This is a genomic window from Nocardia tengchongensis (assembly GCF_054781395.1).
Genome location: NZ_BAAGUM010000019.1, coordinates 56923 through 77229, shown reverse-complemented (window position 1 = coordinate 77229; position 20307 = coordinate 56923). Strand labels below are relative to the sequence as shown.

Genomic DNA, 20307 nt, shown 5'->3' with positions numbered 1-20307 from the left:
CCAGGTAGGAGGGGAGCTGCCGGGTTCGATTCCCGGCTGCCGGGGGCCCGCGAGCGGGCGCGGACGGCGGGAGTAGGTTGGCGGGGACAGCGGCCCGGCTTCGACGAATCGGGCCGTGGTCGCGGCCGCGCAGTGGGCTCGGTCGCGGCGTCTACGAGCTGACGAGGAGTGGTCGATGCGGGTCGCGGTGGTCGGTGGTGGGATCAGCGGGCTCGTGGCCGCCTACCGGTTGCGGCAGGCGCTGGGGGAGTCGGCGGAGCTGATTCTCGTCGAGCGGCGTGATCGGGTCGGCGGCATTCTGCGGACCGTCGACATCGAGGGCGATCCGGTCGATCTGGGGGCCGAGGCGTTCGTGGGCCGCCGCCCCGAGATCCCGGAATTGATGCGGGAATTGGGGATCGAGGATCAGCTCGTGTTCCCCGCGGGGAAGCGGCCGCTGGTGTGGTCGGAGAGGACCGGGCATCGGCTGCCCGAGCGGACGTTGATGGGGATTCCCGCCGCACCGGAATCGGTTGCGGGACTGGTGGATGCGCAGACCCTGGATTTGGTGGCGACGGAGCCGTCGCGGCCGCTGAACTGGACTCCGGGCGCCGATGTCTCGGTGGGGGAGCTGGTGCGGGATCGGTTCGGCGAGCAGGTCGTTCGCCGCAGCGTCGATCCACTGCTCGGCGGAGTCTATGCGGGACTGGCGGATTCGATCGGAGTGCGAGCTGCCTTGCCGACGCTGGCGGCAGCCCTGGATCGGGGAGTGGCCAGCCTGACCCAGGCGGTGTCGGAGGCGCTGCCCCCGCCGAGCACGACCCCGGTCTTCGGCGGCATTCGCGACGGCTACCGGGTGCTGTTGGAAGCCCTGCGCGCCGCCGCCGACGTGAAGGCCGAAACCGGCACCGCCGCAACCCGCCTCACGCGGACCGCGTCCGGCTGGCACATCGACCCGATCGGTGACGTCGACGCGGTGATCCTCGCGACTCCCGCCCCGGAGACCGCGCGACTGCTCCACGACGTCGCTCCTTTTGCCGCCGCGCTCGCCGGCGGTATCGAGTTGGCCTCCTCGGCCGTGGTGGCCCTGGCCCTCCCCGTCGACACCGCCCTCCCCGACAACTCCGGCATCCTCGTCGCCACCGGTGAACCGTTGCGCGCCAAGGCCTTCACTCTTTCCAGCCGCAAGTGGCCGCACCTCGCCGGCCGTGACGTGGCCCTGGTCCGCGCCTCCTTCGGCCGCTACGGCGACGACTCCACCCAATCCTGGTCCGACGACGACCTGGTCACCGCCGCCGTCCAAGACCTCACCACGGTGACCGGCGCCGAGATCCGCCCCGTGCACGCGGTCGTCCAACGCTGGCCCGGCGGCCTGCCCCAATACGCCCCCGGCCACGTCTCCCGAATCCTCGAGCTGCGCTCCGCCACAACCGATCTCCCCGGACTGGCCCTGGCCGGCTCCTACCTCGACGGCGTCGGCGTCCCCGCCTGCGCCGCCACCGGCGCCAAGGCCGCCGCCCTCATCGCCGCCCACCTCGGCTGACCGGAGCCCAGGCTCGGCAGCCGAAACGTGTACGCCACCGGTGATATTGAGCCGCGCACCGACTGGCTGCCGCCTCGCGGTGGTCGGCCGGACCGCAATCGGCCGGGGCCGGGCATCGAGGTCGGTAAGGCCGGGTTCAGCGGGCGACGAGGTCTGCCGGGTCGGTGTTCGCGCCGCAGACGATGACCGCCACCCGTTCGCCGGGGGCGGGGACGTACGCGCCGGACAGCAGGGCCGCGAAGGCGGTCGCGGCGCCGTGTTCGACGGCGAGACGGCGGCAGTCCCACAGGGTTTGGCGGGCGGCGCTGATCTGTTTGTCGGTGACCAGGACCGAGTGGACATCGCCCTCGGCAGCGGCGGTCAGGGCCATCGGGGTGATGCGGCGCGCGCCGAGGGAATCGGCCGCGATGGAATCAACGTCGACGTCGACGGGCGCGCCGGCGGCGAGGGCGGCGTTGAAGGCGCGGCAGTTCTCGGGTTCGACGGCCACCACCCGGATGCCGTGGTGGTTGGCGGACACGGTGATTCCGGTGAGCAGCCCGCCGCCGCCGACCGCGACCAGCACGGTGTCGAGTTCGGGCAGCTGGGAGGCGATCTCGTCGAGCAGGGTGCCCGCGCCGGCGGCGATGTAGGGGTCGTCGTAAGCGTGTGAGCGGAGTGCGCCGGAGGCCGCGGCATAGCGTTCGCATTCGGCGGCGGCATCGGCGTACCGTGCCCCGCCGCACAGCACCTGCGCGCCGAGCGCCTGCAGCCGAGCCAGTTTGACGGCGGGCGTGGAGTCGGGCAGGAACACGGTGGCCGTGGACCCGGCCAGGCGCGCCGCCCACGCACCCGCCACGCCCGCGTTGCCGCCGGAGGCGAGGGTGATCCCGACCTTCGGCAGGCGCCCCTGCTCCTGTTGCGCGAGGACGAAATTCGCGGCCCCGCGCGCTTTGAAGCTGCCCGTGTGCTGCATGTGCTCGAGCGCGAACCAGACGTCCCCGGCGACCGGAACGGTGTCGGAGTCCGCCCGCGCGAGGACCACCGGCCGGATGTAGCCGGAGATTCGTTCGGCTGCCGCTGTCACGTCGGCATGGTTCGGATGCACGTGCGCTCTTTTCGTTCGGTCGCTTGTCTCGATCGGTCCGCGGCTGCGCGCGGCACGGCCTGCGGGAAACCCCGGCCCGATCGACCCCCTAGTTACACTGTAACTTACGCTGGACGCATGCCCAGGAACTCCCAGTCGCTGGCCGAGGCGACACCCGAGGCGATCGCCCGGGCCGGGTTGGAGATCATCCAGTCTCGTGGCGCGAGCGAGCTGAGTTTTCGCAGCGTCGCCGCCCATCTGCGGGTCTCCCACACCACCGTGGTGCGCAGGGGTGGCGGCGATTTCAACGGCCTGGTCGAATTGGTGGCCGACGTGCTGGCCCTGGAGCTGCCCGAGATCGCGCCCGGTTCCGGAGAGTGGGCGCACTCCACCCAGCGGCGTTTCGTGGCCTGGTACACCTTGCTCACCGCCTATCCGGGCCTGGTGATGCTGCGTGGCCCCCGCCCCTGGCTGGGCCGCCGTCTGCTGACCCGTCTCTCCGAACCGCAACTGGCCGACAACATTTCGCTCGGCTTGAGCCCCGAGCAAGCCTTCGTCGCCTACCGCGAGCTCTATCTCTACACCCTCGGCTGTGCCGGTTTGGTCGAATTCCGTGATCGGAAACCGACGCAATTGCGCACCCGCGCCGCGCTTGCGGCGCTGGACCCGGATGAATTTCCGGTCATGGCAACCCATCTGGACACCATCAGCGGATTGCTCACCAGCGATGAGGTGTTCCACGACGGCCTGCGCCGCCTGATCGAGTCCTGGGCCGCGGCCGCACCCTGACACCGGTGTCCGGCCTGCCCGATTCAGGGCGGGTTCGGGCGCAGTGGCACGATGGGGTTCATGGCGCGACTCGACTTCAAGGCCCTCAACGACACCATCCGCTACCTCATGTTCTCGGTGTTCCAGGTGGAGCCCGGCGTGCTCGGCGAGGACCGCAAGGCCGCGGTCAAGGAGGCGACCGCCTTCTTCGAGTCGCTGGAGGAGCGCGGCGTGGTGGTCCGTGGCATCTACGATGTCGCCGGTCTGCGTGCCGACGCCGACTTCATGATCTGGTGGCACGCGGAGAAGATCGAGGATCTGCAGGCCGCCTACGCCGACTTCCGTCGCGTCACCGAGCTGGGTCAGATCTCGAACCCGGTGTGGAGCCAGGCCGCGCTGCACCGCCCGGCAGAGTTCAACAAGTCCCACATCCCCGCGTTCCTGGCGGGCGAGGAGGCGGGCAACTACATCTGCGTGTACCCGTTCGTGCGCTCCTACGACTGGTACCTGCTGCCCGACGAGGACCGTCGCAAGATGCTCGCCGATCACGGCAAGGCCGCCCGCGACTACCCGGACGTGCGCGCCAACACCGTGGCCTCCTTCGCCCTGGGCGACTACGAGTGGATCCTCGCCTTCGAGGCCCCCGAACTGCACCGCATCGTGGATCTCATGCGTGATCTGCGCGCCACCGAGGCGCGCCGGCATGTGCGCGAGGAGATTCCGTTCTTCACCGGTCCGCGGGTGGAGCTCGAGCAGCTGATCAACGCGCTGCCCTGATCTCGGGACGGGTTCGCCGGGCGGTGGCTGATCGCTTGCCCGCAGAATTCGGGGCATGCGCGGAAGCGGGCCTGCCCCTTAATGTTTCTGCGATTCGATCAGTTGCGCTGCCCGAGGGGTGCAGCCGGAGTGCGTTCGAGTTGCTGCAGTAGCGCTTGTCCGTGGGCGCGGGATGTCCCGCGCCCTCGACAACGTGCAGGATACGCTGCCAATTAATGCGACTGGCCGGTATTAAGTATCCGTATCTGACGATTGCCAGTGGATAGCCTGAGTGCGTGGACGCACTCGATTCCGCCATCGTGCATATCAATGACGTCTTCTGGACGTGGTTGCTGATCCCCATCGTGATCGCGGCCGGGTTGTACTTCACCTGGCGCAGCCGGATCGTGCAGCTGCGCCTGCTGCCGGAGATGTTCCGATCCATCACCGAGCGCACGGAACCGGGCGCGGACGGCAAGCGCCCGGTGTCGGCGTTCGGGGCGTTCACCATCTCCGCCGCGGCCCGGGTCGGGACCGGCAATATCGCGGGCGTGGCCGCGGCCATCACCCTCGGCGGTCCCGGCGCGGTGTTCTGGATGTGGCTGATGGCCATCGTGGGTTCGGCCTCGGCCTTCGTGGAATCGACGCTCGCGCAGCTCTACAAGGTCCGTGACCGCGAGCCGGGCACCTTCCGCGGCGGGCCCGCCTACTACATGGAGCGCGGGCTGGGCCGCCGCTGGATGGGTGCGCTGTTCGCGGTGGTCATCACCTTGACCTTCGGGTTCGTCTTCAACGCGGTGCAGTCCAACACCATCGTGGCCACCGGCAAGCGGTCGCTGTCGGCGGACGGCGAGTGGTTCGCGGCCGCGGTGGGCCTGCTGCTGGTCGCGCTGTTGGGCCTGGTCATCTTCGGCGGCGTCCGCCGGATCGCGAAGGTCACCGAGGTGCTGGTGCCGGTCATGGCGGTCGCCTACATCCTGCTCGGAATCGCGGTGGTGGTGTTGAACATCGGTGACCTGCCCCGGGTGCTGGCCGATATCGTGGGCGGCGCGTTCGGTTTTCGGGAGGCGGCCGGCGGGGCCGTCGGCGCGGCGATCGTGCACGGGATCCGGCGCGGCATGTTCTCCAACGAGGCCGGTCTGGGTTCGGCGCCGAATGCCGGAGCGTCGGCGCAGGTCAGTCACCCTGTCAAACAGGGTCTGGTGCAGTCGCTGGGCGTCTTCTTCGACACGCTGCTGATCTGCTCGATCACCGCGTTCATCATTCTCACCACGAATCCGGAGTTGTCGGAGCGCCGGGGCGCCGATCTGACCCAGAGCGCGCTCGAGGAGACGCTGGGCGCCTGGTCCGGGCATGCGCTCACGGTGATCGTGGCGATGCTGGCGTTCAGCTCGCTGATCGGCAACTACTACTACGGCGAGGCCAACGTCGAATTCCTCACCGGCAGCCGCCCGGTGCTGCGCGCCTATCGAGTTCTGGTGCTGGTGGCGGTTTTCGGCGGGGCGCTGGGCTCGCTGACGCTGGTGTGGAATCTCGCGGATGTGTTCATGGGGGTGATGGCGCTGGTCAACCTCGCCGCGATCATTCCGCTGGGTGCTGTCGCGTTCCGGCTGCTCGACGATTATCAGCGGCAGCGGCGGGCCGGGAATGATCCGGTATATGTGCACAACCCGGATATAGCGGACGCTTCCGGAATCGAATGCTGGCAGGAATCGCGGACGCGTGAATCGGCATCGGAGACAACGGACTAGTGTGAGCGCGATCGATTGTTCTGCAAGTTTGTCTCACCGACATCGGAGGGCTTTGCATGGCGAAAGATTTGACTCAACTCGAGCTGCTGACCGAGCTGGAACCGGTCGTCGGTCAAAACATCGACCGGCATCTGTCCATCGCGAAGGAATGGAATCCGCACGACTACGTGCCGTGGGACGAGGGTCGTAACTTCGCCGCGATGGGCGGAATCGACTGGGATCCCGAACAATCCGGATTGTCGGAAGTGGCGAAAGTCGCGATGGTGACGAACCTGCTCACCGAAGACAATCTGCCGTCCTACCACCGCACCATCGCCGAGAATTTCTCGATGGAGGGTGCGTGGGGTACCTGGGTGGGCCGGTGGACCGCCGAGGAGAACCGTCACGCCATCGCCATGCGCGATTATCTGATCGTCACCCGGAGCGTCGATCCCGTTGCCCTGGAAGCCGACCGGATGGTCCACATGACCCGGGGTGTGCACGCACCCGAGGGCTTCGGCGGCGTGCTCGACCAGGTCGCCTATGTCACGTTCCAGGAGCTCGCCACTCGCGTCAGCCACCGCAGCACCGGCCGGGTCTGCAACGATCCGATCGCCGACCGCATGCTGGCGCGGATCGCCACCGACGAGAACCTGCACATGATCTTCTACCGGAATATCACCGGTGCGGCGATGGATCTGGCTCCCGACCAGGCCATCGAAGCCGTCCGGAATGTGGTGCTGAACTTCGCGATGCCCGGCCACGGCATGCCGAACTGGCGTCGCAACGGCGTGCTGATGGTCAAGCACGGCATCTACGATCTGCGCCAGCACCTCGACGAGGTCCTGCGGCCGGTGCTGAAGGTCTGGAAGGTGTTCGAGCGCGACGATTTCACCGCCAAGGGCGAAGAGATCCGCGAGGAAATCGGCAACTACCTCGGGAAGCTCGAAAAGGATGTCCTCCGATTCGAGGAGCAGCGCGCCCGGTTACTCGCGCGTGAGGCGGCCAAGGCCGAGGACGGTCTCGCACCGGCACTGTGAACGCGTGAGATCGAGTTGATGAGGTTGTCCGTGGGCGTGGGGTAACCCGCGCCCTCGAACAGCCCGATCCGTGCGGGCGGCCGCCCGCGGAGATCGAGGCCGTCGCCTTGATCACAACATCTTCCGTCGACGCCACCTCCCGATGCATCGTGGACCCGGGGGCCCGGGACCGCTCGAGGAGACGCTGCGAAGCGCGAAGACCCCCTGCGAACACGTCAATTGCGTTGATACGGGGGGATTCTCGTGATGTCCAAGGTGGCGGCCTTCCTGAGCGGCCGGCGGACGAGGTGGGTGGTGGTGGGCTTCTGGCTCATCGTCGTCGCGGCGCTCTTGCCGTTTCAAAAACTGACCGATGTCGAGTCGAACGACGCGTCGGCGTGGCTGCCCAAGAACGCCGAATCGGTGAGTGTGCTGCATCGGGCCGCGGCGCTGCTGCCGAACGATACGGTGCCCGGCGTCGTGGTGTACGACCGTGGCGGACAGACTCTCACCGATGCCGACCTCGCCAAGGTGACTGCCGACGCGGCGGCGTTCCGTGGCGTGGAGAACGTGACCGGCGAGATCTCGCCGCCGGTGCGCTCGAGCGACGGCCAGGCGATCCAGCTCGTGGTGAATCTTCATGTGCCGCAGGACGGCTGGGCAGGTCTCGGGAAGAGCGTCGATCGCATGATCGAGCTGGCGAAGCACGACGATCAGGGATTGTCGGTGCACGTCACCGGTGCGGGTGGCTATGCGGCGGACTCGGGCAAGGTGTTCACGCAGGGCGGCAGCCTCATGCTGATCACCCTGCTGATCGTGATCGTGATTCTGCTGGCGGCATACCGCAGTCCGGTCCTGGTCCTGCGGCCGCTGTTCGCGGCCGGTGTCGCTCTCGCGGTCGCCCAGGGCGTCGTCTATCTGCTGGCGAAGCACGCGGGTCTCACCGTCAACGCCCAGAGCAGTTTCATTCTCACGGTCCTCGTGTTCGGTGCGGCCACCGACTACGCCCTGCTGTTGATCGCTCGCTACCGGCAGGAGCTGCGTCGACGGGAGAATCCGAACGCGGCGATGGCGGAAGCCTGGTACCGCTCGGCCGAGGCCATCCTGGCCAGCGCGGCGACCGTGACGGTGAGCATGCTGGTGCTGTTGTTCGCGCACCTGGGTTCCACGCAGGGCCTCGGGCCCGTATGCGCGGTCGGCATCCTCAGTTCGGTGCTGGTGATGACCACCTTGCTGCCGGCCCGGCTGGTGCGCGGTCCGTGGATGTGGACGCTGTGGCGAAAGACCAACGGCCGCTGGGTGTTCTGGCCCGCCATGCCCGAATACGGCAGCGTCGATCCCACCGAGAGCGGGATGTGGGCCAAGGTCGGCGACTGGGTCGCCGTGCGACCGCGGCGCGTGTGGATCGCGGCGACGCTGGTGCTGGTGGCTCTCGCCCTGGGCATTACCGGGCTGCGCGCGAACGGTGTCCCCGACCGGCACAGCCTCACCAAGACCACCCAGGCGATGGTCGGCGCCGACGTGCTGGACCAGCATTTCGTCGCCGGCGCGGGCGATCCGGTCTACATCCTGACCCGGGCCGACGCGGCCGACCAGGTGCGGGCCGCAGTGGCGACTGTCACCGGTGTGATCGCGCCTGCGACACCGCCTTTGGTGAAGGACGGCACCGCGATGATCGCCGTCACCCTCACCGACAGCCCCGACAGTGCCGCCGCGATCGCGACCGTCGGCGAGATTCGCGATGCCGTCCATCGAATTCCGGGAGCGGAGGCCGAAGTCGGTGGCAGTACGGCGGTGAAGAAGGACATGGAGGATGCCGCCGCGCGGGATTCCCGGGTGCTGGTGCCGGTGATCCTGCTCGTGGTGTTCCTCATCCTCGCCCTGCTGCTGCGGGCGATCGTGGCGCCGCTGCTGTTGATCGCCACGGTCGTGGTGTCGTTCGCGGCGACCATGGGCATCAGCGCGCTGGTCTTCAACCACGTCTTCCACTTCGCCGGTGCGGACGCCGCTTTCCCGCTCATGACTTTCACGTTCTTGGTGGCGCTCGGGGTCGACTACAACATCTTCCTCGTCACCCGGATCCGGGAGGAGACCGAGCGGCACGGTGCCCGGCGCGGCGCCCTGATCGGACTGTCGGCGACCGGTGGGGTGATCACCTCGGCCGGGCTCGTGCTCGCGGGCACCTTCGCGGCGCTGGCATCGATCCCGATGACCTTCGCGGCGGAGATCGGATTCACCGTCGCGCTGGGCGTGCTGATCGACACCTTCATCGTGCGCTCGGTCGTGGTGACCGCACTCGCCCTCGATTTCGATCGCTACCTGTGGTGGCCCAGCAAGCTCTTCCGGTCCGGTCTCTCGGCGACCGAACCGGAGCCGGCCGACAGCGACGAGCAGGTCGCACCGCAGCCCAGCGTCGTCTGAACGGCACCGGCCTCAGCCGGCGGCATCCTCCGAAGGCTGCAGACGCAGGGAGATCGAGTTGATGCAGTAGCGCTTGTCCGTGGGCGTGGGGTAACCCTCGCCCTCGAACACGTGCCCGAGGTGGCTGTGGCAGTTGGCGCACACCACCTCGACGCGTCGCATGCCCAGGGAGTTGTCCTCCACCAGCACCACCGCGTCCGACTGCGCCGGATCGAAGAACGACGGCCAGCCGCAATGCGAATGGAATTTCTCGCTGCTGCGGAACAATTCGGAGCCGCAGGCCCGGCAGGAGTAGACGCCCTCGGTCTCGGTGTCGGTGTATTCGCCGGTGAACGCGCGCTCGGTGCCCGCTTCGCGCAGCACCCGGTATTCGTCGGGGGTCAGCTTGGTCCGCCACTCCTGCGGCGTGAGCTGGATCCGCGGAACCGGCATGCCGGTCGCGTCCGTGGTGGGTTCGGCGTCGGAACTCATGGGCTCCACGCTAGTACGAGGCGGTCGCCTTCGTCCGGGGGGCGAGCACCGGCTCGGGTTCGGTGATGTCCCGTTCGGGGTGCATCCAGGCCGGGTCCAGGGACTTGCCGACCTGGAGCCGGCCCTCCCGCTTGGCGGCCAGGTAGCGGTCGCCGAGCACGCAGAACGCGACGATGAGCAGCAGGCCCCAGCCGAAGGTGGTGCGCAGGTACTCGACCACGCGGCCGGGGTGCTGCCAGCGGTCCGAGAGCCACTTGTCGTAGGACATGAAGCCGAACACCGCGACCCAGGCTGGCCAGTTGCGCATCACCGAGTTCGGCAGCACCACGGTCATCAGCAGCGGGAACAGGTACATCGAGTAGTACATCTGGCCCAGCGAGCCCAGCAGCAGCGTCGCGGTGATCATGATGCCCGCGGAAGTGCACACGAAGAACACCTCGTCGTCGCGGTAGTAGCGGTACAGCATCCACAGCGTCAGCGCCACGATGACGGCCATGGTGATCCGGATGGTCCAGACCAGCCAGTCGGCGACGCCGTAGTAGGCGCCGTTGCCGACGATCGCGCTGTTGAAGTAGTCGCGCGACTCGGTCAGGTAGGGCAGCGTGTGCGACCAGAACTGCTTGAAGTCCACGATCAGCGGCCAGGCGATCAGGTTGAGCGCCACCGGGATCCCGAGCGCGGTGATGAACACCTTCCACTGCCCGCGCACCAGGGGGATCAGCAACAGCGGCGCCAGCAGGGGCCCCTTGACCGCGATCGCCAGCCCCAGCGCCACACCGGCCCACAGGTCCTTGCGTTTCAGGATGAGGTGGATGAACACCATCATCGACAGGAACAGGCAGCCGTTGATGTTGGTGAACACCAGCGTGTTGGTCACCGTCTCCGAGGCGAACATGCCCAGCAGCAGCGCGGGCGCCGCGACCGACTTCAGCGTGAAGTCGAACAGCTTGAGCAGCAGATACCAGGCCAGCAGGATGGCGATCGCGTTGACCAGGATGAACCCCCACCGCGACTTCTCCGGGTCCAGGATGGCCAGCGGCGAGATCAGCAGCGTCCCGCTCGGCGGGTACAGGTAGTGGGGGTCGGTGGTGTCGTAGTTCTCGCCGTAGATGGCGTGATGGTTGAGGAACGCCAGCGAGGCGTTGTACACCGGACGGAAGTCGTCGGTGATGAACCCGTTGACAGCCTTGATGAACACCCGGTTCAGCACGGTCAGTATCGCGAACGGCCACAGGGCGAAGCTCAATACTTCGGATGTGGTGCGAGCGGTGCGGGGCTCGAGCTGGCGAAGGAACACTCGGGCACGGTACACCGAAAGCCCCTTTCACACATGCGCCGACTCCCCCGCCTCCCCGAATATTCAGCGGGCGGCTCGGGTGCCGCCGACCGTTTCGCATCCGTGCCGGCGGTGGGAGCCGAACCGATTTCGGGCGTACCCGAGGAGTTACCCCGAACGTTGCGAGATCAGTTGTCGCGTTGGCATACGCGGAATGGCCGCTTTCGCAGGCGGTTCCTGTGGCGGGAGGCTGGACCGGTGGCCACGCTCGGCCCTTGTGTCAGGCCGGGCAGGCGGTGCCGTCGGCGGGGAGCTTGGCGTCCTTCAGGTAGTCGGCGAGGGCCTGCTGGGCGCAGCCGGAGTGGGCGACGGTGGGGTGGCCCCAGCCTTGCCAGACGACGGTGGCGGTGCGGGCGCCGGCGGTGCCGAGGGCGCCGGTGACGGTGGGGCGGCCGTCCTGACCGGTGACCGGGTCGGCGCTGCCGCCCATCACCAGGACGGGGAGGTTCAGTTTGTCGGGCAGGGCCATGGGGGAGGCGGCGGGCCAGGCCGAGCAGGCCATCAGGTCGATGGCGGCGACCTTGCCGAAGATCGGATATTGGGTGGCCCAGGTGGTTTCGCGTTCCCTGGCCCGGTCGGGGGTGGAGGGCTCGTGGTTGTCGGTGCAGCGGTTGACGAATTGGCCGTCGGTGGCGATCGCGGCGGCGGCGCGCAGCACGAACGGGGTGATCGGGCCGCGGTCGCCCTTGCCGAGTGCGGTGAGGGCATCGGCGAATTCGGTGATCTGCTGGTTGCCCTGGGTGCGGGAGTCGCCCAGATAGCCGTTGAGGGTGGTCACGAAGGCGGCGGCGGACAGGTCGGGGAGCTGGCCGGCCGCTGCCCGGTTGGTGAGGTCGATGACGGTCGCGCGCGGATCGGGTCCGAGTGAGCAGTTCAGCGAGGCGCAGCGCTGCGCCCAGGCGGTGAGCGCGGCCTCCTGGCCCCTGACGCGCTGTTCGGCGCGCCCGTTGGCGTCGAGCCCGATCGCCTGCGGCGAGTCGAGGATCAGCCGGGCCAGGTGCGGTCCGTACATGCGCGCGTAGTTGAGTGCCACGTTCGCGCCGGTGCCCGAGCCCAGCAGCGCGAGGTGCTCCACCTGCAACTGCTTGCGCAGTTGTTCGATGTCGGCGGCGGCGTGCGGCGCGTCGTACATGCCTTGCCCCGGGGCCAGGAAGTCCAGGCAGGCCACGGTGGCTTCGCGGCCGGCGTTGGCCATGGCGTCCACGGGATCGGTCGTGCCGCGCGTGAACTGGGCCTGGTCGGCCAGGGTCCGGCGTTGCGGGTCGGTCATGCAGCTGACCGGCACCGAACTGCCGATGCCGCGCCGGTCCACCGCGATGATGGGTCGCGCGGCCAGCAGTGCGCTGGCGGGCCCGGCCGCGAGTCCGGCGAGGGTGGCGGTGGAGGACCGGTCGGATCCGGAGGTGAGGATCAGGGGCGCGGCGTCTTTGGGCGTCCGGTCGTAGCGGGCGCGCACCACCGCGTTCTTGAACATGCCGGCCACGTTGCCGCCGGTGTCGATCTGTGCGGGGTATTCGGCGCATTCGAGCACCAGCCCCTGCGGCGGCGCACCGAGGGAGAGCAGGTTGAACGTCGGTGCGGTGCAGTCTTTCCACTGCAATTCGACCTTCGGCACCTCGGGTGCGGGCGGGGGCGTGTCGGCGGGCGCGGTGCTGGGACCGACGCCGCCCTGGTGCGGGTGTTCCACGGCGACGGCGGGCCGGTCGGACGGCCCGGCCCCGCAGGCGGTGGTCACCAATATCGACAGTGTCGACGCCAGCAGAGCGGCCCGAGTCCAGCGCATGCGTTACAGCCTGCCAGGTCGGGCACGCGGTTTCAGCCTCGGGTGCGGGCGCGTTCTCATCGGCTGGGATCTGTGAGCTGAATCGCATTCGGCATACGCTGCGTAAAGCCCCACGCGGGGGCGGATCTAGGCTGACGCAGTGCAGAAACGCCTCGTCGACAGCCACCCGGAGGTTCCGGCCGACCAGCTCGTGGCCCAGATGGTTCCGCCGCCCACCTTCGACGAGGTGAGCTTCGGTTCCTACATCCCGGATCCGAAGGAGCCTTCGCAGGCCGCGGCCGTGCTGAAGGCCGAGCTGTTCGCCGATCAGGTCACCAAGCTGCGCAAGGCCGCGGACAAGAAGGGCCTGTTCGGCAAGAAGAAGCCGGTGCAGGGTATCGGCCTGTACCTCGACGGCGGTTTCGGCGTGGGCAAGACCCACCTGCTGGCCTCGATCTTCCACAGCGTGCCGAACCCGAAGTCGTTCGGCACCTTCGGTGAGCTCACCAATCTGGTTGGCGCGCTGGGCTTCAACAACGCGGTGGAGCGGCTCTCGGCCAACAGCGTGCTGTGCATCGACGAGTTCGAGCTCGACGATCCGGGCGACACCATGCTGGTTTCGCGGCTGCTCACCGAGCTGACCGCGCGCGGCGTGTCGGTGGTGGCGACCTCGAACACGCTGCCGGGTCAGCTGGGTGAGGGTCGTTTCGCGGCGCAGGACTTCCTGCGTGAGATCAAGAAGCTGGGTTCGCTGTTCGAGCCGATCCGCGTGGACGGCCCCGACTACCGGCACCGCGATCTGCCGCCCGCCCCGGAGCCGACCTCGCAGGAGCTGCTGGTCGAACGGGCCGCGGCCACACCGGATTCCACGCTCGACGACTTCGACGAGTTGTTGAAGCACCTGAGCACCCTGCACCCGTCCCGCTACGGCGCGCTGATCAGCGGCGTGTCGGCGGTGTACGTCTCGGGCGTGCACCCGGTCACCGATCAGGCTGTCGCACTGCGCATCGTGGTGCTGGCCGACCGGCTCTACGACGCCGGGACCCCGGTGACGGTGTCGGGCGCGAAGCTGGACGAGATCTTCACCCAGGAGATGCTCGACGGCGGCTACCGCAAGAAGTACCTGCGCGCGATCTCGCGTCTGCTGGCGCTGTCGCGTTTCGAGGCTCCGGTTCACGCCTGATCCGGTTCCGGTGGGCTCGGGGTCTCCTGCGAGATCCCGGGCGTTGCCCACCCCGGTGGCTTTCATAGTTTGCCGGGGTAATAGATTTCGGTGGTCAGCCAAAACCGGGTCGAATTCGGTTTTCGGCCCCGGAAGGGAGCCCCACCTTGCGTAACCGTGCTGTTCAGGCCGCCGCGGCGGTCACCATCGCCCTGTCCGCGAGTCTCGGTTCGGTGGCGACCGCCTTCGCCGCCGACCCGCCGGCCGCCACCAGCAGCGTGCTGGTCAACACCGACAACCGCGCCCTCGGCCTGACCGGGGTGCTCAACGCCCGCGACGCCGGCGGCTACCGGACCGTCGACGGCCGCACCGTGCGCACCGGCCTGGTCTTCCGCACCGGCGAACTGAGCAAGGCCACCGACGCCGATCTGGCCAAGCTGACCGCCGACAATGTGGTCTCCGTCCACGACCTGCGCACCAGCTATGAGCAGCTGATGGGTCGGGACAAGGTGCCCGCCGGCGCCACCGAGCACCACGACGACATCATCGGCCAGGCCCCGCCGCAAGTGCTGGCCTCCACCCTGTCCGCGGGCACCGCCCTCTACAGCGCCTTCATCACCGCGCCCGGCGCGAACGAGGGTTTCGCGAACGTGCTGCGCGACATCGCCTACAACCCGGGCGGCGTGCTGTTCCACTGCACCGCGGGCAAGGACCGCACCGGCTGGACCTCGGCGGTGCTGCTGACCATCCTGGGCGTGGACAAGGACACGGTCTACTACGACTACCTGCTGTCCAACTACTACCGGGGCGCCAAGGACGGCGACATGCTCAACGGCGTCACCGCCTCGGCGCTGGACTCGGCCTTCGACCAGGCGACCAAGAGCTACGGCAGCTTCGACGCCTACGTGCGTGACGGGCTGAGGCTGACCGACGCCGACATCACCGCGCTGAAGGCGAAAATGCTCGCCTGACAAGGCGTTTCATGGCTCATTCGGTTCGACGGAGAGCGCCGGGCGACACAGTCGCCCGGCGCTCTTCTGTATCTGCGCGCTGATGTGATCCCGATCAAAGCGGTTGACGGCCGCGCCGCCTCCCCGATACCGTTCCAATCCTCATGGGTTTCGGTTTCCTTTTCTTGTGATCGTTTCGCCGCGTTGAGCAGCTGCTCCGCCGCGATTCCTCCCCACGCTTCTCCGCTGTTCATCGGCGTGTAGTCGCCTGTCGGCGACCGTATTTCGCGTGGGCTCCCCAACGAACCGGCTCGTTTGCCGAGCCAGAACAGGAGACCCCTGTGCTTACCCTCCAATCCTCCGCTGTATCCCAGCTGACCCTGTCCGCCGTCACCAAGCGCTACGCCGATCGTGTGGTCCTCGACGCGGTGAGTCTGTCCGTCCGGCCCGGTGAGAAGGTCGGCATCGTCGGCGACAACGGCGCCGGGAAGTCGACTCTGTTGCGGCTCATCGCCGGTCGCGACGAGCCGGACAACGGTGACATCGTCGTGCAGGCGGCGGGCGGCATCGGCTACCTGGCGCAAACCTTGGAGCTGCCGCCCACCGCCACCGTCGGCGCGGCAATCGACCTGGCGCTCAGTGATATTCGGGACCTGGAGTCCCGGATGCGCACGGCCGAAGCCGATCTGGTGGCGCCCGGGCCGCTCGGGCGTCGTCTGGACGTGTACACCAACCTGGTGTCCCGCTTCGAGGCGCGTGGCGGCTACACCGTCGACGCCCGGGTGGAGGCGGGCCTGCACGGTCTGGGCCTGCCGGGCCTGGACCGGAATCGCCTGCTGGGCACGCTGTCCGGTGGTCAGCGGCGGCGTCTGGCACTGGCGGCCACCTTGGCCGCCGCGCCGGAACTGCTGCTGCTCGACGAGCCCGCCAACGATCTCGACGACAACGCGGTCGAATGGCTGGAGGGTCACCTGCGTGAACACCGCGGCACCGTGGTCGCGGTGACGCACGACCGTGTCTTCCTCGAGCGCATCACCGACACGGTTCTCGAGGTGGACGCGGGCGCGGTGACCCGCCACGGTAACGGCTACGCCGGTTACCTCACCGCCAAGGCGGCCCAGCGCCACCGGCAGCGGCTGGAGTACGACCGCTGGCGCACCGAACTGTCCCGCAGTCGCCGCCTCGCGGAGGCGAATGTCGCTCGCCTGGATTCGATTCCGCGCAAGCTGCCGCTCGCGGTCTTCGCCGCGGGTCCCTTCCGGACCCGCAGCCGCGGCCACGGCGCACAGTCCCGTATCCGCAACGCCAAGGAAAGGGTGTCCCGCCTGACCACCAATCCCATTGCCCCGCCCCCGGATCCGCTCCGTTTCACCGCCGACCTCGCCGGTCTCGTCCCGGCCGCCCCGCTGCCCTTCGCGGCGGATAGCGGTGTGGTCGATGGCCTGTCCCGCGTCGTACCGGGCGAAGGGCGGACTCGCGGCGCGGCCGAAGCGGCATTGTCGGACGCGCAGGCCGCAGTGGCGGACATCGTGCCGGGCGTGCCGTGTTCGCTCGAAGCCCAGCCGGACGCGGCGAACGTGACGGCCATGCCGCCGGTCGCGGAGGTGAGTTCGGTTGTCGTGCACGGGCGTCTGCGGATGGACGGCCTGCGGATCGGTGCGGCCGATCGGGTGCTGATGACCGGCCCCAACGGTGCGGGCAAGACCACGTTGCTGCGGTTGCTGGCCGGTGAGCTGGCCGCCGACTCCGGTGCGGTCACGGTGCGCGGCCGGGTCGGGCATCTGCGGCAGGAGGAATCGGTGGGTTCGGCCGATCAGACGGTGCTGGACGCGTTCGCGGCCGGGCGGGTGGGCTATCCGGACGAGCATGCCGATGCGCTGCTGGCGCTCGGGCTGTTCCGTCCAGCGGATTTGGTTCTGCGGCTGGGGGAGTTGTCCTACGGGCAGCGCCGCCGGGTCGAATTGGCCCGTCTGGTTACCGATCCGGTGGATCTGCTCCTGCTCGACGAGCCGACCAACCATTTGTCCCCGGGCCTGGTCGAGGATCTGGAGCAGGCCTTGGACGGCTACACCGGCGCGGTGGTGCTGGTCACTCACGATCGCCGGATGCGGCAGCGGTTCCAGGGCCGCCGTATCGAATTGCCCTCGGGTGCTTCGTGATCGGGGCCGGGCCGTCGGTCAGAACTGGTGCAGCATGACGTAATCGTGGTGCAGCTGGCTGCCGACGGTGAACGTTTTGGTGCCCGCGACGGTGAACCCGTGCTTGCCGTAGAAGCGCTGGGCGCGCACGTTCTCCTGGTTCACGCCCAGCCACACCGCGCTGTCGCCCCCGGTGCGCGCCGCGTCCAGGGCGGCGCGCATCAGGGCGGCGGACACTCCGTTGCCGTGCTGGCCGGGCAGCACGTACATCTTGCTGAGCTCGGCGACCGGGCGCTGGGTGATGAGGGCGGCGACGGTCGGGTCGGCGGGCGGCATGGCGTTGAGCAGCGCGTAGCCGACGATCGCGCCGTCGAGCACCGCCTTGAGAACGATCCGGTCGGCATCGGCGAGGTATTCGCGGAACCGGTCCGCGGACAGCACCTCTGTGATGAACTCGGCCTGGTCCTGCGGCGTGGATCCGGGCGGGCAGGCCAGGGGGAAGGTCACGGCGGCGACGGCGGCGAGTTCGCCGGCATCGTCGGTGACCGCCGGTTCGATTGCTACGGCGTCGCTCATGCGTCCAGTCAAGCAGGCTCCGCCGCGGGTTCGGTGGGCGAGGGGGCGGTGGTGGCGCGCGGGTGGAAGACACGCGCGAACCCGATCAGCAGCACCGCGAAGGCGAGCGGAATCGCGAATCCGGCCCGCATGTTCACGGCGTCGGCGAGCACGCCCACCACCGCGCCGCCGACCAGGGTGCCCGCGTAGTTGAACAGGTTGAGCCGCGCGATGAGCGCGTCGAGGTCGCGGCCACTGGTGAGTTGCCCGGCTTCGCTGAAGCACAACGGCGCAATCACCGGCAAGCCGATTCCGGCGACCAGGAATCCGAGGATCGCCACCGCCGGTCCCGGTGCGGACACCACGATCACCAGGCCGATCGAGCCGACCGCGGCGGCGGTCCGCACCACGGTGCGCGGGCCGAAGCGGCGCACCCACAGGTCGCCGGTCAGGCGGCCGAGCATCGAAGCGCCCTGATAGGCGGCCAGTGCGAGCGCGGCGGTCCGGGAGGACGACAGCAGTTCGTCCTTCAGGTACAGCGCCGACCAGTTGCCGACCGCGAGGTCGATGGCGAAAGCGAGCGCGATCACCGTGCCGAAGATCCAGAAGATGCGCACTGGCACCGAACTGGTCGTTTCCTGTTCGGCCGGACCGGCTTCGGCCTCGTCGGTGCCCAGCAGGCGCGGCCCGGCGGCCAGGCACCCGGCCAGCACCACCGCGGCGGCGATCAGGATGGAGATCGTCAGCGGCACGTCCAGCGTCTCGAACGCCGATACCAGCAGCGCGCCCGCGATCGATCCCGCGCTCCAGGCCGCATAGAACGAGACGAGCACGAAGCGGCCATAGCCGTGCTGAATGAACACCGCCTGCATGTTCGTTCCGGCATCGACGATGCCCAGCGCGATGCCGTACACCGCGAGCGCCGCGAAGAGCGCGATCTTGTTCGGCGATACCGCGATCGCCACGCCCGCCACCGCGATCAATGCCAGCCCGATCCGCAGCGCGGTCCGGCTCGACCAGCGCAGCGCGATCCGCTCGGCGGTGATGCTGCCGGCCCCGGCGAGCAGCGAGATCATCGCGACCGAGGCCACGATCAGGCCGTCGGTGAGCCCGAATTTGTCCTTCTGCTGCGGAAGTTCGGTGAGGATGACGGCCAGGAAGAACCCCTGCAGCGCGAACGCCACCGAGTTGGCGGCGCGCGCCGCCCTCAGGGTCGGGTGTAGTGCGCTGAGCTGCGGGTTCGGGGACTGCGGCGGAAGCATTTCGAAAGAGTAGCGGCGGCGGCGCGAGCGGGCATCCCGGACATCACCGGGGGGCATCGCGGACGGACCGGTCGGGGCGTGGCTGGTCACGATCATGTTCGGGGTGCGAAGATCGGTCTCGGCATCGCAGTCGACGATTACGATCCGCGTCGCACTTGATCACACGCGGCTCGCGGTTGCGTAACGAATCTGGTCGCTTTCCTGCCGGTGGGTGCCTGTGCTGCGGCACTCTGGAAGTGACGGCACGGGCTGGTGGTTTCCGATGAGGCGGAAGCGGTCCTTGCGGTGAGTGTGGTGGCTGGGGTGATCTTGTGAGCATGAGGCGAGTGGATGGTCGTCAGGACCGGTCGGTGGCTCTCGCCGATCCGGTTCCGCACGCGAATCCTGTGGCGGCTGTTGCCGATTCGCCGGGATCCGACGGCAAGGGCCACGCGGCGGGGGAGCGGTGCCGGGAAACCGACTGCGCGGACTGCCGCCGGGATGTGCGACGACTCGAGTTCTGGTTGCGCGGGCAGCTGCTCGCCGCCGGCGCCGAGGACGTGCGGCTGGGTGCGGTTGTCGGCGGGCACACCGTGGATGTGTTGTGGCGCAAGGGCGATCGCACCTGCGCCATCGAGGTGTCCAGCGCCCCACCGGAATTGATGCGTGCCCGGCTGATCACGGCCGAGCTGCGGACCGGCGGCTGCGGTGAAGTCCTCTGGATCTGCCCGCCCGGTTTCTGGACCGCGCAGCTGCCCGCACTGGGCCTCGACGACTTCGCCGCGAGCGGCCGCGAATATCGTGTCACCGGCGGATTGCTGGTCTCCGGGCCGGGTGGTGTGGTGACGGCCCGCCAATCCGCCTGCGAACTGGGAGAATTCGTCACAGGCTGGGTGGCTGCCGAGATAGCGTTCGGCTGCCGCGACGAACACACGGGAGGATGGGCGACGGTGACCGACTGGGAGCGACACACCCGGACGCAGGCCGCGGTGATCGCACGCCAGCGTCAGGAAATCACAAATCAGCGCACCGCGCTGGCCTTGGCCCGCAAGGCCACCCGCGACAAGACCAAACAGTTGCTGCGCATGACGCACCGCCTGGAACGCGCCGAGATCGCCGCCCAGCAACAGTCCGACGACCTTGCCGAGACCCGCCGCCGGATCGCCGACCACAATCGCGTGGATGCCACCTTGCGCCTGACCGTCGCCGCCCAGAAGTCCGCGATCATGCACTGGCAGCTGATCACCTGGTTCGCTGTCATGGTGATCGTGACGTTCATCGCCGCGGGACTCGTCCTGAAGTAACCGGCTCTGGCTGTCGTGGCCGCCGAGCAAGGGTGGTGGCCGCCGCACGTGCGGACGCTGGAATGCGTGCCTGAATTCCCCTCCCCCTTCAACATATATCGCAGTG

General features: G+C 68.6%; 16 protein-coding genes. 10 read left to right on the top strand and 6 right to left on the bottom strand.

What is annotated here, in order from left to right:
* The first annotated feature begins 175 nt into the window (after window positions 1–175).
* A complete protein-coding gene (locus ACYVKL_RS35935; RefSeq protein ID WP_379172810.1) occupies window positions 176–1522 on the top strand; it encodes a protoporphyrinogen oxidase in 1347 nt (448 codons plus the stop codon).
* A 136-nt stretch (window positions 1523–1658) separates the two neighbouring features.
* Here the strand turns inward: ACYVKL_RS35935 and ACYVKL_RS35930 are convergent, their stop codons facing one another.
* Window positions 1659–2609 (bottom strand): threonine/serine dehydratase, encoded by a 951-nt coding sequence (locus ACYVKL_RS35930; protein WP_379172809.1) that lies wholly within the window; start codon window positions 2607–2609, stop codon window positions 1659–1661.
* 117 nt (window positions 2610–2726) lie between these two features.
* On the opposite strand from ACYVKL_RS35930, the gene ACYVKL_RS35925 reads away from it, so the two are divergent.
* The 5 genes from ACYVKL_RS35925 to ACYVKL_RS35905 all read left to right on the top strand — a co-directional run bounded on the left by ACYVKL_RS35925 (window position 2727) and on the right by ACYVKL_RS35905 (window position 9282).
* The gene (locus tag ACYVKL_RS35925; RefSeq protein ID WP_379172806.1) at window positions 2727–3377 is read left to right on the top strand and encodes a TetR/AcrR family transcriptional regulator C-terminal domain-containing protein; all 651 of its coding nucleotides are present in this window, start codon (window positions 2727–2729) and stop codon (window positions 3375–3377) included.
* Between the two features lie 60 nt (window positions 3378–3437).
* Complete coding sequence (gene hemQ / locus ACYVKL_RS35920; protein ID WP_213556543.1) at window positions 3438–4133, top strand: hydrogen peroxide-dependent heme synthase; 696 nt, start codon at window positions 3438–3440, stop codon at window positions 4131–4133.
* Between the two features lie 275 nt (window positions 4134–4408).
* Window positions 4409–5863, top strand: coding sequence for an alanine/glycine:cation symporter family protein (locus ACYVKL_RS35915; protein ID WP_379172803.1), 1455 nt, complete (start codon window positions 4409–4411; stop codon window positions 5861–5863).
* A 56-nt stretch (window positions 5864–5919) separates the two neighbouring features.
* Window positions 5920–6882, top strand: coding sequence for an acyl-ACP desaturase (locus tag ACYVKL_RS35910; RefSeq protein WP_379172801.1), 963 nt, complete (start codon window positions 5920–5922; stop codon window positions 6880–6882).
* Window positions 6883–7128: 246 nt separating this feature from the next.
* A complete protein-coding gene (locus tag ACYVKL_RS35905; RefSeq protein WP_379172799.1) occupies window positions 7129–9282 on the top strand; it encodes an MMPL family transporter in 2154 nt (717 codons plus the stop codon).
* Between the two features lie 12 nt (window positions 9283–9294).
* Here ACYVKL_RS35905 and msrB read toward each other — a convergent pair whose 3' ends face one another.
* The 3 genes from msrB to ACYVKL_RS35890 form a co-directional block, all read right to left on the bottom strand.
* Window positions 9295–9753, bottom strand: a complete 459-nt coding sequence (msrB, locus tag ACYVKL_RS35900; RefSeq protein ID WP_379172797.1) for a peptide-methionine (R)-S-oxide reductase MsrB — start codon at window positions 9751–9753, stop codon at window positions 9295–9297.
* A 10-nt stretch (window positions 9754–9763) separates the two neighbouring features.
* Window positions 9764–11050: a glycosyltransferase family 87 protein gene (locus tag ACYVKL_RS35895; RefSeq protein ID WP_379172795.1), complete on the bottom strand. Its 1287-nt coding sequence runs from the start codon at window positions 11048–11050 to the stop codon at window positions 9764–9766.
* A gap of 259 nt (window positions 11051–11309) precedes the next feature.
* A complete protein-coding gene (locus ACYVKL_RS35890) occupies window positions 11310–12872 on the bottom strand; it encodes an alpha/beta hydrolase (RefSeq protein ID WP_379172793.1) in 1563 nt (520 codons plus the stop codon).
* A 139-nt stretch (window positions 12873–13011) separates the two neighbouring features.
* On the opposite strand from ACYVKL_RS35890, the gene zapE reads away from it, so the two are divergent.
* From zapE to ACYVKL_RS35875, 3 genes are all read left to right on the top strand, one after another.
* A complete protein-coding gene (gene zapE, locus ACYVKL_RS35885) occupies window positions 13012–14034 on the top strand; it encodes a cell division protein ZapE (RefSeq protein ID WP_379172791.1) in 1023 nt (340 codons plus the stop codon).
* A gap of 146 nt (window positions 14035–14180) precedes the next feature.
* Window positions 14181–14984 (top strand): tyrosine-protein phosphatase, encoded by an 804-nt coding sequence (locus tag ACYVKL_RS35880; RefSeq protein ID WP_379172789.1) that lies wholly within the window; start codon window positions 14181–14183, stop codon window positions 14982–14984.
* A 320-nt stretch (window positions 14985–15304) separates the two neighbouring features.
* The gene (locus ACYVKL_RS35875; RefSeq protein WP_379172787.1) at window positions 15305–17122 is read left to right on the top strand and encodes an ABC-F family ATP-binding cassette domain-containing protein; all 1818 of its coding nucleotides are present in this window, start codon (window positions 15305–15307) and stop codon (window positions 17120–17122) included.
* 18 nt (window positions 17123–17140) lie between these two features.
* Here ACYVKL_RS35875 and ACYVKL_RS35870 read toward each other — a convergent pair whose 3' ends face one another.
* Window positions 17141–17677 (bottom strand): GNAT family N-acetyltransferase, encoded by a 537-nt coding sequence (locus tag ACYVKL_RS35870; RefSeq protein ID WP_379172784.1) that lies wholly within the window; start codon window positions 17675–17677, stop codon window positions 17141–17143.
* A gap of 8 nt (window positions 17678–17685) precedes the next feature.
* On the bottom strand, window positions 17686–18918 hold the full coding sequence (locus ACYVKL_RS35865; protein WP_213556534.1) for an MFS transporter: 1233 nt from the start codon (window positions 18916–18918) through the stop codon (window positions 17686–17688).
* Window positions 18919–19235: 317 nt separating this feature from the next.
* Between ACYVKL_RS35865 and ACYVKL_RS35860 the strand changes: the two genes are divergently transcribed.
* Window positions 19236–20201 (top strand): hypothetical protein, encoded by a 966-nt coding sequence (locus ACYVKL_RS35860; protein WP_379172781.1) that lies wholly within the window; start codon window positions 19236–19238, stop codon window positions 20199–20201.
* The last annotated feature ends 106 nt before the right edge of the window (window positions 20202–20307 follow it).

What these genes read in the sequence shown, in the direction of transcription:
- ACYVKL_RS35925 (WP_379172806.1), top strand. Translation starts at nt 2,727, where the DNA reads ATGCCCAGGAACTCCCAGTCGCTGGCCGAGGCGACACCCGAGGCGATC.
- ACYVKL_RS35860 (WP_379172781.1), top strand. Translation starts at nt 19,236, where the DNA reads ATGAGGCGAGTGGATGGTCGTCAGGACCGGTCGGTGGCTCTCGCCGAT.
- ACYVKL_RS35935 (WP_379172810.1), top strand. Translation starts at nt 176, where the DNA reads ATGCGGGTCGCGGTGGTCGGTGGTGGGATCAGCGGGCTCGTGGCCGCC.
- ACYVKL_RS35905 (WP_379172799.1), top strand. Translation starts at nt 7,129, where the DNA reads ATGTCCAAGGTGGCGGCCTTCCTGAGCGGCCGGCGGACGAGGTGGGTG.
- ACYVKL_RS35890 (WP_379172793.1), bottom strand. Translation starts at nt 12,872, where the DNA reads ATGCGCTGGACTCGGGCCGCTCTGCTGGCGTCGACACTGTCGATATTG.
- ACYVKL_RS35870 (WP_379172784.1), bottom strand. Translation starts at nt 17,677, where the DNA reads ATGAGCGACGCCGTAGCAATCGAACCGGCGGTCACCGACGATGCCGGC.
- hemQ (WP_213556543.1), top strand. Translation starts at nt 3,438, where the DNA reads ATGGCGCGACTCGACTTCAAGGCCCTCAACGACACCATCCGCTACCTC.
- ACYVKL_RS35910 (WP_379172801.1), top strand. Translation starts at nt 5,920, where the DNA reads ATGGCGAAAGATTTGACTCAACTCGAGCTGCTGACCGAGCTGGAACCG.
- ACYVKL_RS35865 (WP_213556534.1), bottom strand. Translation starts at nt 18,918, where the DNA reads ATGCTTCCGCCGCAGTCCCCGAACCCGCAGCTCAGCGCACTACACCCG.
- msrB (WP_379172797.1), bottom strand. Translation starts at nt 9,753, where the DNA reads ATGAGTTCCGACGCCGAACCCACCACGGACGCGACCGGCATGCCGGTT.